The sequence below is a fragment of the Burkholderia sp. M6-3 genome, from assembly GCF_050858985.1.
Taxonomy (GTDB): domain Bacteria; phylum Pseudomonadota; class Gammaproteobacteria; order Burkholderiales; family Burkholderiaceae; genus Paraburkholderia; species Paraburkholderia caledonica.
Window position 1 is genome coordinate 1,681,022 of sequence record NZ_CP110091.1, and the last position, 12,751, is coordinate 1,693,772.

General features: G+C 63.3%; 9 protein-coding genes. 5 read left to right on the plus strand and 4 right to left on the minus strand.

All coding sequences use genetic code 11. From position 1 onward, the window contains the following. Positions 1-91 precede the first annotated feature (91 nt). The 3 genes from OH764_RS24890 (at position 92) to OH764_RS24900 (ending at position 3,274) form a co-directional block, all read left to right on the plus strand. Entirely contained in the window at positions 92-973 is an 882-nt protein-coding gene (locus OH764_RS24890; RefSeq protein WP_498848869.1) for an isocitrate lyase/PEP mutase family protein, read from the plus strand. 396 nt (positions 974-1,369) lie between these two features. Continuing rightward, a complete protein-coding gene (locus tag OH764_RS24895; protein WP_498848870.1) occupies positions 1,370-2,809 on the plus strand; it encodes an MFS transporter in 1,440 nt (479 codons plus the stop codon). An 84-nt stretch (positions 2,810-2,893) separates the two neighbouring features. Continuing rightward, on the plus strand, positions 2,894-3,274 hold the full coding sequence (locus OH764_RS24900; RefSeq protein ID WP_498851285.1) for a GNAT family N-acetyltransferase: 381 nt from the start codon (positions 2,894-2,896) through the stop codon (positions 3,272-3,274). Positions 3,275-3,316: 42 nt separating this feature from the next. Here OH764_RS24900 and OH764_RS24905 read toward each other — a convergent pair whose 3' ends face one another. From OH764_RS24905 to OH764_RS24920, 4 genes are all read right to left on the minus strand, one after another. Beyond that, positions 3,317-4,213, minus strand: coding sequence for a prolyl 4-hydroxylase family protein (locus OH764_RS24905; protein ID WP_498848871.1), 897 nt, complete (start codon positions 4,211-4,213; stop codon positions 3,317-3,319). A 56-nt stretch (positions 4,214-4,269) separates the two neighbouring features. Next, entirely contained in the window at positions 4,270-4,749 is a 480-nt protein-coding gene (locus OH764_RS24910) for a nuclear transport factor 2 family protein (RefSeq protein WP_288824204.1), read from the minus strand. Positions 4,750-4,877: 128 nt separating this feature from the next. Then, positions 4,878-6,326, minus strand: coding sequence for a nicotinate phosphoribosyltransferase (locus OH764_RS24915; RefSeq protein WP_498848872.1), 1,449 nt, complete (start codon positions 6,324-6,326; stop codon positions 4,878-4,880). A gap of 166 nt (positions 6,327-6,492) precedes the next feature. After that, positions 6,493-6,792 carry a hypothetical protein gene (locus OH764_RS24920; protein WP_498848873.1) on the minus strand — a complete coding sequence of 100 codons (300 nt, stop codon included), beginning with the start codon at positions 6,790-6,792 and terminating at the stop codon, positions 6,493-6,495. A gap of 1,401 nt (positions 6,793-8,193) precedes the next feature. Between OH764_RS24920 and OH764_RS24925 the strand changes: the two genes are divergently transcribed. Both OH764_RS24925 and OH764_RS24930 read left to right on the plus strand, forming a co-directional pair. Next, on the plus strand, positions 8,194-9,645 hold the full coding sequence (locus OH764_RS24925) for a sigma 54-interacting transcriptional regulator (RefSeq protein WP_498848874.1): 1,452 nt from the start codon (positions 8,194-8,196) through the stop codon (positions 9,643-9,645). Between the two features lie 374 nt (positions 9,646-10,019). Continuing rightward, complete coding sequence (locus OH764_RS24930; protein ID WP_498848875.1) at positions 10,020-12,731, plus strand: mechanosensitive ion channel family protein; 2,712 nt, start codon at positions 10,020-10,022, stop codon at positions 12,729-12,731. The last annotated feature ends 20 nt before the right edge of the window (positions 12,732-12,751 follow it).

Below are 12,751 nucleotides of genomic sequence, written 5' to 3' on the forward strand. Positions count from 1 at the left end.
TGTTGGGCCATTCATCAAAGCCGAAGTATTGGCATACTTTCTGCCTTTCCGAGCCCACCCTCACTCAGCTTTTCCCCCGGAGACAACCGTCATGACAACTTCTGCCGCTCGCCGCGCCGCCTTCCGCGCCAAGGTCAACCAACGCCAAGGCCTGCTCGTGCCAGGCGCCTTCAACGCGATGAGCGCTCGCGTCATCGAGGACGCCGGTTTCGAGGCGATCTACATCACCGGCGCGGGCGTCACCAACATGTCGCTCGGCTTGCCCGATCTCGGCTTCATTGGTCTTGCCGAGGTCGCCGAGCACACCGCGCGAATTCGCGATGCGGTTGCGCTACCGCTGATCGTCGACGCCGACACCGGCTTTGGCAACGCGTTGAACGTACGCCAGACCGTACGCGTGCTCGAACGCAGCGGGGCCGACGTGATCCAGTTCGAAGATCAGGTGATGCCGAAGAAGTGCGGACACTTTTCCGGCAAGGAAGTGATCGGTGCCAGCGAAATGGCAGGCAAGATCCGCGCGGCGGTCGACGCGCGCGAGGACGGAAACCTGCAGATCATGGCGCGCACCGACGCCGCGGCAGTCCACGGTATCGAAGACGCGATCGAGCGCGGTCATCGCTTCATCGAGGCGGGCGCGGACATTCTCTTCATCGAAGCGACGGAGTCGCTGGCGGACATCGAGCGTTTGCCGTCGCTGTTCGACAAGCCGCAGCTGATCAACATCGTGATTGGCGGCAAGACACCGGTGCAGTCACGTGAAGCGCTCGCGAAGCTCGGCTATGGCATCGTGCTGTACGCGAACGCCGCCTTGCAAGGTGCGGTGCTCGGCATGCAACGCGCGCTCGGCAGCCTGAAGAGCAACGGCCGCCTCGACGAGGACGCGACGCTCGTCGCGCCGTTCAGCGAGCGCCAGCGTCTCGTGAACAAGCCGTTGTATGACCGGCTGGATCGCGAATACGCGGCGAAGGACTGAACCGCGGGTCGCATCGAAACGTGCTTACTGACGGCCGGGCACGGCACGCGACGTGCTCGGCATGGGCCATACACGATCGGCGCGCCGTTTGGACCGGACACATTGGTCTGTGCCACGCATCACCTATGCAGCGCGCGTGATTGCGATAGGATTCAGAGCCGGCGATATATCACCGCGGCACGCGTCCCAATGCGGATCATTCTGCTAGCAGCATGACCGACGCGTTCCCCCGGCCCCGCTCCTGTCGCACGTCCGCTTTGCGGGGACGGCGAAAACACGTATTCGAGAGATAGTCAAAAACATGAAGTGCATAGCATTGCGTATTTCGCGTGGAATTCGCCCGTGCATTCGCGGCCTTAGCGACGTACGCGCGCGCGCGCTGCCAGGGGCCGTGCAATGAACGGAAGCAGCACGCCTCTGAAGCATGCCGGCTGGTTGCCGTATATCGTCGCGGCGACGTTTTTCATGGAATATCTCGACACCACGGTGATCGCGACTGCGCTGCCGCAGATGGCGCACTCGTTCGGCGTCGGGCCCAACAGCATCAGTCTCGGCATGACGGCCTACATGCTGGCGTTGGCGATTTTCATCCCGGCGAGCGGCTGGGTCGCCGACCGCTGCGGCTCGCGCACCGTGTTTTTCAGCGCAATCGGCGTGTTCACGGTCGCCTCGGTGCTGTGCGGGCTGTCGCAGAACGTCGCGGAGTTCACCGCCGCGCGTCTGCTGCAAGGCATCGGGGGCGCGATGATGGTGCCGGTCGGCCGGCTCATCGTGGTTCGCAGCACCGAAAAAAGCCGCATGATGCAGGCCATTTCAACGATAACGTGGCCCGCAATCGCCGCGCCGGTAATCGGCCCGCCCGTCGGCGGGTTCATTACCACTTATGCATCGTGGCGCTGGATTTTCCTGCTCAATGTGCCGTTCGGTCTCGCGGCCATGGCCGTGGCGCTCGCGTTGGTGCCCAACCTGCGCGGCAGCGAACGCAAGCCGCTCGACGTCGTCGGTTTGCTGCTGAGCGGCACCGCGCTCACTGCGATTCTGTACGGCGCGGAACTGGCGAGCCAGCCCGCCGAGAACCCGTGGATCGGCGGAGCGATCATCGTTTTGGGCTTGGTGGTGGGCGCCGTCGCGTTCCAGCATGCCAGGCGGCATCCGCATCCGTTGATCGACGTTTCCACGCTGAAAATCCCCACGTTTTCGGTGACGGTCATAACGGGCTCCTTCACGCGCATTGGCATCGGCGCCGTACCTTATCTGATGCCGCTGCTGTTCCAGGTCGGCTTCGGCTTGTCGGCGTTCAAGTCCGGGCTACTGCTGCTTGCCAGCGCGCTCGGCAATCTCGGCATGAAGGCGCTGACCACGCGAATCCTGCAGCGTTTCGGCTTTCGGATGGTGTCGATCGTCGATGTGACGGTAGCCGGCATCTTCATCATTGCGTGCGGGTTGCTGACGCCGGACGTTCCGCTTGCGCTCGTGCTGATCGTCGTGTTCGTGTACGGCGTGGCGCGCTCGATGCAGTTTTCGACACTCGCCACACTCGCCTACGCCGACGTCGCACAGCCGCAAATGAGCGCGGCCAGCACGCTATGGAGCGCGGCAGCTCAGATGACGATAGGCCTCGGTATCGCATTCGGCGCGGTGTCACTGCGGGCTGCGGCGTTCTTCAACGGCGAGACGACGGGCCGCGTGTTCACGCTCGACGATTTCCGCCTCGCGTTCTTGCTTGCGGGCGTGTTGACGCTCGTGTCGGTGATCGGCTACATGGGTCTTTCACGCGATGCGGGCCAGAGCATCGGCGGCGGTTCCCGCAGCGCAGAAGGCCCGGCCAAGGGTTAACAGATTTCAGGAGACGGTGTGGCGACCCCTAATGAACTGAGCGAACTTGAAATTTCCAGCGACAAGGAGAAGCTCGACATCGCAATGGTGCACACGTTTTTGTCGCAGGAAACGCCGTGGGCGAAGGGCATGCCGCGCGAAACGCTCGAACGCGCCATTGCCGGGTCGCTGTGTTTCGGCGGCCATGTCGGGGGCAAGCAGGTCGCGTTTGCGCGCGTGGTCACGGATCACGCGACGTTCGCGTACCTGTGCGATGTGTTCGTTCTGCCCGAGTATCGCGGCAACGGATATGCACACGCGTTGCTCACGCAACTCTTCGCGAGCGAGTCGCTGCAGGGCTTGAGGAGAATAATGCTGGCAACAACAGACGCGCACCAAGTCTATCGGCCACACGGGTTCAAGGCTTTGTCGAACCCGGCGTTTTTCATGGAAGTACACGACCCGGATGTCTACCGCGGCACGTGAGCAGGGAGTACAAATGCGCCAACGCGCGCCCTGCTATGGAAATCAGAAGTACGCGCGCTCACGCACCCACTTGGTCATGATCCACTTCTCGCCGGCAACCACTGGTGCGCCGCCGTGCAAGGTCAGTGGATCGAGTTGGCGCTGACCGTTCATGTAGCGGAAATACACGGCACCGCCCCGGTTCGCCGCCACCGACAAGCCCGCTTCAGGGAAAATCGTTTCGCCGCCTTCGGACACATCGTTCAGATAGATGACGAGCGTCGCCACGCGCTGACCGCCGCGAGCCGTATGAACCGCGCTGCCCGGTTGATCGGGCGGGAAATAGTCGTAATGCGGCCGGTATTCGCCGGTCGGGCCATAGTGCAGAACCTGCAGACCTTCGCCGTTCTCGACCGGCCAGTTCATCAGGCTTGCGATGCGCTGTTCCAACCGTTCGATCAACGGGTCTTCGCCGCGCTGATACCAGATGCCCTCACTCGTCCGGTTGCGGATCACGTCTTCCTGACCGGTCGCGGGATTCACGGTGGTCGATCGTTTCAACCGATGCCGCGAGCGCTCGATCATCTCGCTGCACTCCTGCGCGGACAGCACGTTCGCGAACACGATCACCTGCGGCCGCTCGCAGCGCGCCAACACCTGCACGTCCCGGTCATGGGCGTGGATCGTATTGCCGTGCGCGACCGGCGCGTCGTCGTACCGGTATGTGTGCGGCGCCTTTTGCGGCAACGCCGCCTCGGTGCCGCCCGCCGCTGGGGCCGCGGCCGTGGCCGCGCTCGCCACGTTCGCAGCACTTGAACCAAAGGCGGCGCGCACCGCTTCGCCGGCTACGTCGGCAGCAAAACCCGCTTGCGTCATGGCCTCGATCATCGAGTCCATCGTGCAGCCACGCGCTGCGTTAGTGCTTAGCCATTCGTGCCACGCGGCATCCACTACCGGCATACGTGTCCCCGCTGATCGATGAAACAAGGATAGTGCATCGGCCCTAACCCACCCGTTCAGGAGTTATGGTCCTGGCGCCGATAGAGCGCGAGCCCTCTTCTCGCCCGCGAGCGGATCGAGCGATGCACGAGCGGCGACCACCCGAGCAGCGCGCCTCGCGCGCCCAGCGCCTGACGCATCCACGCCCACAAATCGAAACTGTCGCGATGCTCGACGATCAGCCCATCGCGGAATGCAAAGCGCGCATCGATCTGGTTGACCACCGGCCGGCCCGTCTGGCTAAACACGTAGCCTGCGGTCCAATGCGCGCGGCCGCTATGTTCGTCGGCTTCGATGCTGTCGAATGTCAGCGAAAAATCCTGCGCGCGCGTGACGAGCATGCGCCACATGTCGCGCACTTCGTCGCCGTGCAATTCACCGAATGCGGGGTCGCTGAAGACGACGTCGTCGGCGTAGCAGGCGATCATGGTGTCGGCGTCGCGCCGCTGGAACGCGGTGTAGAAGCGCTCGATCAGTTGAATATTGGAGTGGCTCATTGTTCTGGTATTTGCGTTGCCCGTATTGGAGCGCGAGTTGAAGCCGCGTTACAGCCAGCGCTAACCGCTGACCGCAACTCGCCGGATTGTATCGAATCCTTGCCGCTGCGGGCCTGCATGCGCAGCCGCTATGCTTCGTGCGCATGCGCGCGAGCGCGGATTTCCGACAGCGATACGTCGACCAGCAGCTTGCCCGAATCGAATACGGTGATCATCGCATCTTCCCAATCGCCTTCGCCTGCCGTCGCGTTCACTGCTGGCGCGAGCGGCAGCGTCGCCGTGCGGTAGTCGCCCGTTCGACGGTTGCGCAACAGGGTGAGGCGTCCTTTCATCGATCGTTTGGTGGTGTCCGTGACCGGATCTTTCGATACGTCGTGCCATGTATCCCCGAGGCGGATCGCCGAGCACTTCATCGCAAATCGCTGCGTGTCGCGATTGATCTGCTGCAACAGCGCGCCGCCCATGCCGAACACGATGTTGTCCGCCGCGAAGCCCGCATGGTCCATTGCGGCGAGAATGGCCTCGAGCGAGTCGGGATTCACGCCGTCGCCCTGAATCACTCGCACGTTGTTGAGCACACGCCGCCCCTTGCTGTTCAGCACCGATCCAAACGACGCCTCCAGCGCATGCAAGGTCTGCAACACGATAGTTTGCGGATCGCCCGAATCCGGCCTGATTACGAGCGTGCCGCCGGAATCGAGCACGGCCTGCTTCAGATCGGTGCCCCAAACCTTCAGCGCCGCGTACAGGTCGTAGGAGTCCGATACCACCGAAACGATTGAGCCCGGCCTTGCGAACTTCGCGATCATGTTCCGATACGCGTCGGTCTCGCGCTCGCGGCCCCATGAGGTGACCGTGCTGTGCTCGGCGGCCGGCACCGAGAATGCGGCCATGCTCTCGTTGTAGTAGTGATTCGCAGCGACCACGCCGAGCACCGTGTCGGAGCCCATGAAGCTCACGAGATGCGCGGCGCCGCCAATTGCCGCCGACTCGGCGCTCGACACGCCGCGCGCACCGAAATCGTGCAGCTTGAACGGCAGTTGCGTGAGGTCGTCGCTCGTGTTTGCCAGATAGGCGTGAATCGTCTTGCGCAGATGCCAGCTTTGCGTCGCTACCGTGACCGGATACCACACACGCAGCAGCATGGTTTCCAGATACGAGGCGAGCCAGAATACCAGCGGGTCGTCGCACTCGACGGTGACGAGCACGTTATGCGTAGGCACCACCGAACCCTCGGGCACCGCGCGAATCCGCACGGGAAGATATCCGTTCTGATGCTCGACGATATGGCGCCAACCGTCTTCGTTGAACGGCTCGCCATGCGCGCTGAAAAACGCCTTCGCCTGTTCGATCATTGCCGCTGTGATGGGCCGGCACAGATACTCCTTGATCAGCATCTGCAGGCCGAAAAAGAGCGTGCAATCGTAGCGGCCGCCGCGCGATTCGATGTACGAGAACATCGCCGACGCTCCCGGCGGGTACTGCAGATAATGCGATGCCTTATACGAGTCCGTGTTGAGAATCGGATTCGAGAGGATCGAAGAAATGCCGCTAAAACCGCTGGATTCGTTGGCCATGGAGGATGCCGCGCCCGGCTCGCTGACTGTGGCAGTCTTTACATGATGCCACGAAGCATGAAGCGGCCAGCGCGCGGGCGCAGCGGCTCGAATGTTCTGTCATCGTTCGGGATGCTCGCGCACGCCGCCCTCAACTCGATCAGCACCCTCAATTCACCAGGAGCGCTCAGTCCGATTCATCGTATTCCCGCTGACCGATGTCCGCATCGCGACCGGCGTTCCTCTCGCGCGAAACCGGCATCTCGTATGCATCGCGCAATTCCGGACGCTGGCTCTCCGCCTGCGCCTTGCGCTTCATCGCGTCGGCAATCACGAGCGTGAGCAGATCCGCCGGCGGCGCGGCAAACAGTCCGCGCGGCGCGCCAACGTGCGCCCGGTAACGAAGACGGATAACTTCGGCAGTACGTGCCGTGGCTGGATGGTCGTGGCGTGTCCTGCACACCGCGCCGATAACGTGTGTTTTCATGACATCCCCCGTTCGGTGACATGCTGACGGCTGCATGCAGCCTTCCAGGTCCGCCGTGCTCACGCTACACACGCGAACACGGCGCCCGGTCCACCTCGCTTGTGCGCTTCTCTATGGAAGCTCTGGCCTTCTCCCCGTTTCGTCGCGCCGGTTGGTCCAGACCGTGCGCTGCCCTTTCCCCGTTTGCATGTCGCTCGCGCAAACGTTGCCGCGCGAGGTACCTGTCGTTATGTCTCCACCACCTGCACCTCCACAGACGAAAAAATCGACGAGGTCAGAGATTTGCGTCGCCGGGTGGCGAACGACCGTTTCGCATCGGTCATTCGCCCCGTGTTATGTGACGTCCGCTTGTCCATGACCCCGCCGCAGCCTCGCAGAACGCATTGGCTTTCCCCGGCCGCGTCCACGAGTCGTTGTGCCGCCGGTCGTTTTTTTGACTTCCCCTCTCCCTCACCGACCGGCAGCAACAGATTCGCTGTGACTCGCTTATTGCAATGGCCATGCCATGCGAGTCGAAGTGCTGTCGCACAAGGCATTTGTGAGCATCCGCGGCTAATGCCGGCTTTTTCGCCGCCGTGCCATATCTCCGATGATTCGTATACGAGACGCTCGGCAAGACCGCGACTGCGCGAAAACCGTCAATTGAACTCATGGAATACGCGCTTCATATAAGCGTCGAAGCCGGGTATACCGCGCCCCTTCGCGGTTTGCGTTCAAGTTCTAAATGAATCTGCCGACATAGCAGCAGATAGAATCGGTCCAGATTCCGTGGAAAACGCACTGTCGATTCTGTTGCAGACCTGAAACATCGAAAATCGCGTAACGGGCCTGCGCGTTCAAGGTTCGTCCACGCGTTGTGTACTCCACCGCGCATAACGGGGCTTGACGTGTGCTGTTCGAACGGCTCCGGTTATGCGCGCATGAGGCCGGCAATCGGGCAACTGTCCGGCCGCAATCGCGCCGCTATCAGCCGGAATCGAATAAACGCCCGTCCGGAGGGCAAACTGCCGGCTTCCTGATTTGTTTGTATAGCATTCCAAAGCGCTTTCGCTTATGTTTAAGTCACGCGCCGTTTAGAGCGCGATCAAAAAAGCCAAGGAGATAAGAAACGGTACAAGTGATTCGGGGATGAAATACTCCGGCCGGTGCAACGTTAAACGTTCACCTGTCTGCTGCCAATAGGCGGCACCTCGCAGTTCACGCTGCGCTGCTTGCCCCGCTATGACCTTACAGTCGATCGGCCGTCGCCCCCATTAGCGCAGTAGCGCCCGCGATGGCTCAGAGCCTTGTGCCCGGGTTTGCAACCAGGCTGCTGGCTCAGTTATTCCGCAGGCCCGGTCAGGCTTGCGATCCTTGACAACGTCGAACAGCAGTCTTGAAAGCAGCACCGAATCGGGGGTAATGAAAATGACTTTCGCATCTGCGGACACCGAACGCACCGTTCTTTACGTGTCGAACTCGCCCGATAAGAAACTCGCCGACTTCCTCGCCGCGTCCGCATGGCACGCCGTACATGCAAAAACCACCGCGAGCGCGGAACGCATGATCGAGCGCGACAACATCAAGGTCGGCCTCATTGAGCTACCGGAAGACTGCACGTCGCAGCAACTGTCCGCCCTTGCCTCGTGCATGCGCCGTCCAGAAACGAACTGGGTCGCTCAAATCGCGCCGGGTCAGGCGGACGACGAACTGATCAGCCGCTTCATCCTCGATTACTGCTTCGACTTCGTCACACGGCCGTGGCTCAACGAGCGGCTCGTATTCGCGCTGGGTCATGCGCACGGGCTGTCGGCGCTGCGACAAGCGCATGTAACGCCGGAACCGTCGCTCGGACGGCACGGCATGGTCGGCCAGTGCGAGGCTATGCAGCAATTGTACCGGCGCATCGACAAATGCGGCACGACAGAAGCGCCGGTGTTCGTCGCCGGCGAGTCGGGCACGGGCAAGGAGTTGACCGCGCGCGCGATCCACGAACGCTCGCCGCGCGCTGGCCGGCCGTTCGTCGCCATCAATTGCGCGGCGATTCCGCCAAGCCTGTTGCAAGCCGAACTGTTCGGCCACGAGCGTGGCGCCTTTACGGGGGCCCTTCAACGCAAGATCGGGCGAATCGAAAGCGCGCATGAAGGCACGCTCTTTCTCGATGAAATCGGCGACATGCCGCACGAATGCCAGGCCGTGTTGCTGCGCTTTCTGCAGGAAGGCACGATCGAGCGGCTCGGCGGCAACGGGCCGATCCACGTGAATGTGCGGGTCATCTCGGCAACGCACGTCGACCTCGACAAGGCGGTCGAAGAAGGCCGTTTCCGGTCCGACCTGTATCACCGGCTTTGCGTGCTGCGCCTCGTCGAGCCACCGTTGCGCGAGCGCGGCGGCGACATCAAGCTGCTCGCGAACTACGCGTTGAGCATGTACAAGCAGGACGGCGCGCGCAAGCTGCGCGGATTGTCTAGCGACGCGATCGTCGCGATGTCCAACTATGCGTGGCCTGGCAACGTGCGCGAACTGATCAACTGCGTGCGCCGCGCCGTCGTGATGAGCGAGGGCCGCTTCATCAACGCGAGCGACCTCGGCTTGCCCGAGACGGACAATGGGCCGGCCGTCACGCTCGCGGAAATTCGCAGCAAAGCCGAGAAAGACGCGATCGAACATGCGCTGCAGCGGCATGGCTACAAGTTGTCGGAGGCGGCGGCCGAGCTCGGCATTTCCCGCGCCACGCTATACCGGCTGATGCACGCGGATCGGCTGCATGCGGAGCCGTCAGGCGGGCGCACGTCGAACGCGGACCTCGACGGCGACGCAGACGGCGAACGCGAGCCTCGCCTGCCTATTCCTATGTCGGCGGCTTCTGCCTAGTTCTCGCGGGCTTTTTGGCCGAATCCCAGCGTTCCGGCGATCGGCTGCTGCAAGTCTTCCGCTGGCAGCAGCACGCCCGCAGCCACCTCGCCGTCCATCCGGGCAGTCAGGTTCCCACTCGTCGATGCCGCGCGGCACTGCGGCGCCCATTGTCATGATCCCCCTCGCGTAGAGTCAGGCAGACTCAGGCAAGCAATTTGCTTTCGCCAATTGCCTGGGCCGGCTCACGCCCGCCAGCGCGGTCTTCTCGCACAACGCGGCCGCAGTCAAAGGAACTTGTGCGACAAAACCCTTGTCGGTTAAGGCGTCGATCAAACCGCCAGACCGACCGATGTATCGCACGCCATCGGCACCCGCAGCCCGTCTTACACCCTATGCGCAAATTACTACACGCCTGCTTCCTCATTTTTCTCCTTCTTGGCGCCCCGGCCGTCTTCGCGGCGGTGACGCCTGCCACTCCCGCCTCCGGCGCTACTGTCAGCCTGACCCCTGAACAGGCGCGGCAAGCGCTCTCGGTGCTCAACGATCCCAAGCGCCGCGCGCAGGTGGCGGATACCCTGCAGGCCATCGCTGCAGCCGGCGCGCTGAGCACGCCGGCCTCCGCCGCTCCGGCCGCCTCGGCGCCGGCTGCTGCAAGCGGCGCCGCCGCCCTCGTTCCGAACGCGTTCAAATCCAACGGACTCGCGTCCCAACTGGCTCGTCAGGGTGCGCATTGGGCCGTCAATCTGGGCGCGTCGCTGCGCAACTCGATAACGGCGCTTCTCGACGTCGCTTCGGTACGCGCGTGGTGGAACTGGCAGTCGACAAATCCGCAGGCGCGTTCGATTCTCGCGCACGTTGCGTGGTCGCTGCTGGCCGCACTGCTGCCCGCGCTCGTGCTCGAATGGCTCGCGCGCCGTCTATTGCGTCGCGCGTATCTCGCGCTCGCCGCGCGCCGCGAACGTGGCGACGCCGCTGATGCACCGCGCACCGACTTGCCGGTAGACGTCGAACCGCAACCCGCCGACGCTGCGAACGCCGCTCCGCCGCTGCCTGCCCCACCGGTCGCCGAGGTACGGGCCGAGGCGCAGGCTAGAGCGGAGGCGAAAACAGAACCCGCAGCAAGCGCGGCAACGTCACCGGCAACCGGACAGCCTGCCGTCACGCCCCGGCCGTCAACCACCGCCGCGAACGGCAAAGTCACTGAAGCCAAGGGCAAGCAGAACGCCACGCATCACTGGACGCTCCTGCAGCGCCTGCCGCGCGCGCTATTGATCACGGTTCTGCGTCTGCTGCCGCTTGCGGTATTCGTCGGCGCGGCGAGCGCGCTTATGTCGATCTTCACCGACGACGGCACGCCGCAAGACCGCGCCCTCGATTCGCTCGTCGATATCTACGTGCTGTGCCGCGTGATCGTGATCATCAGCGGCTTTTTCCTGCAGCCCACGGCACCCCGTCTGCGTCTGCTGCGAATGAGCGATGCATGGGCCGCGTTCGTACACCGCTGGGTGATTCGCATTGTCAGCGTCGTCGGCGTGGGTTCCGCGATTGCGGAAATCGCGCACTCGCTCGGCCTGAGCGACGCGGCGCATCTCGCGTTGATGAAGGTCGTGGCGCTCGCCGGCCACGTGATGATCTCGATCCTGATTCTGCAATGCGCGAAACCGGTCGGCGAACTCATTCGCCAGCGCATGGCCGCGCGCAAGTCGCTTGAAATGGTCGGCAATGCACTCGCCGATGCATGGGCGTGGCTCTCGGTCTTCGTCGTAATGGCTCTGTGGTTCATCTGGGCGCTCGACGTGCAGAATGGTTATCACGCGCTGCTGCATCTCGGCGGCATGTCGCTCGCGGTGCTGGTGGGCGCGCGGGTGCTCGCCATCGTCGTCTTCGGCGCCCTCGCGCGGCTCTTCAATGGACACGAAGACGCCGCCGGCAAGTCGCTCGTGCATCAACATGCGTTCCGCTATTACCCGTTGCTGCGACGAGTGGTCTCGTGGCTCATCGGCATCGTCACCGCGCTCGCGTTGCTCCAAGTGTGGGGCGTCGATGTGGGCGAGTTGTTCCGCGACGGCAGTGTCGGCCACCGCCTTGCGTCGGCCATCGTGACGATCGGCGTCGCGGCGGTGATCGCGCTCATCGTGTGGGAAAGCGTGAATGTGTCGGTCGAGCAGCGGCTGGATCGCTGGACCACGAGCGGCGACCTCGTGCGCGCCGCACGTCTGCGCACGCTGCTGCCCATGCTGCGCACCGGGCTTTTCTGCGTGATCGCACTGGTGGTCGTGCTCACGGGCCTGAGCGAACTGGGCGTGAACATCGGGCCGCTACTTGCAGGCGCGAGTATCTTCGGCGTGGCGCTCGGCTTCGGCTCGCAAAAGCTCGTGCAGGATTTCATCACGGGCATCTTCCTGCTGATGGAAAACGCGATGCAAGTCGGTGACTGGGTGACGCTTGCGGGCGTATCCGGCACCGTCGAGTATCTGTCGATCCGCACAGTGCGGCTGCGCGGCAGCGACGGTTCACTTTTCACCGTGCCGTTCAGTTCGGTCTCGACAGTGAACAACACGAATCGCGGCATCGGCAATGCGGCGGTTCGCGTGAATATCGTATTCGGCCAGGACGTGGATCTCGCGATCGGCACGCTCAAGGAAATCGGCGCCGCCCTGCGCGAAGACGAGAAGTTCAAGGACGGCATTCTGTCCGACTTCAGCTTCTGGGGCGTCGACGCCGTGGACGGCTCGGCCGTTACGCTCGCCGGACAGATGCAGTGCCGCGATTCGGCGCGCTGGGGTGTGCAGCGCGAATTCAACCGGCGCATTCTCGACCAGTTCCGCGAGCGCGGCATCGAAATCGCGAACCCGCAGCGCAATCTGCTGACGTGGGACCCGGACAGCGTCGCGCCCCGCGTCGAAGCGGGCGAGCCTCCAAAACAGGAGCCCGAGCAAGCGCCTTCGAGCGGCCCGTCCGCCGACGGTGCATCGGTTGGTGCATCGCCTGACGGCGCTTCGAAGGGTGACGCCCCAGTGGAAGACCAGATCCCCGTCGACTCGAAGCCTGCGGGCGGACCCGGCACACCGGCAAATCCGGGAGCGACGTCGCCACACGAATAAGTATGGGCTGAGTGCGTCGA

Excerpts from the sequence above, each read along its gene's own strand:
- OH764_RS24930 (WP_498848875.1), top strand. The coding sequence starts at position 10,020 with ATGCGCAAATTACTACACGCCTGCTTCCTCATTTTTCTCCTTCTTGGC.
- OH764_RS24900 (WP_498851285.1), top strand. The coding sequence starts at position 2,894 with ATGGTGCACACGTTTTTGTCGCAGGAAACGCCGTGGGCGAAGGGCATG.
- OH764_RS24915 (WP_498848872.1), bottom strand. The coding sequence starts at position 6,326 with ATGGCCAACGAATCCAGCGGTTTTAGCGGCATTTCTTCGATCCTCTCG.
- OH764_RS24895 (WP_498848870.1), top strand. The coding sequence starts at position 1,370 with ATGAACGGAAGCAGCACGCCTCTGAAGCATGCCGGCTGGTTGCCGTAT.
- OH764_RS24905 (WP_498848871.1), bottom strand. The coding sequence starts at position 4,213 with ATGCCGGTAGTGGATGCCGCGTGGCACGAATGGCTAAGCACTAACGCA.
- OH764_RS24890 (WP_498848869.1), top strand. The coding sequence starts at position 92 with ATGACAACTTCTGCCGCTCGCCGCGCCGCCTTCCGCGCCAAGGTCAAC.
- OH764_RS24920 (WP_498848873.1), bottom strand. The coding sequence starts at position 6,792 with ATGAAAACACACGTTATCGGCGCGGTGTGCAGGACACGCCACGACCAT.
- OH764_RS24910 (WP_288824204.1), bottom strand. The coding sequence starts at position 4,749 with ATGAGCCACTCCAATATTCAACTGATCGAGCGCTTCTACACCGCGTTC.
- OH764_RS24925 (WP_498848874.1), top strand. The coding sequence starts at position 8,194 with ATGAAAATGACTTTCGCATCTGCGGACACCGAACGCACCGTTCTTTAC.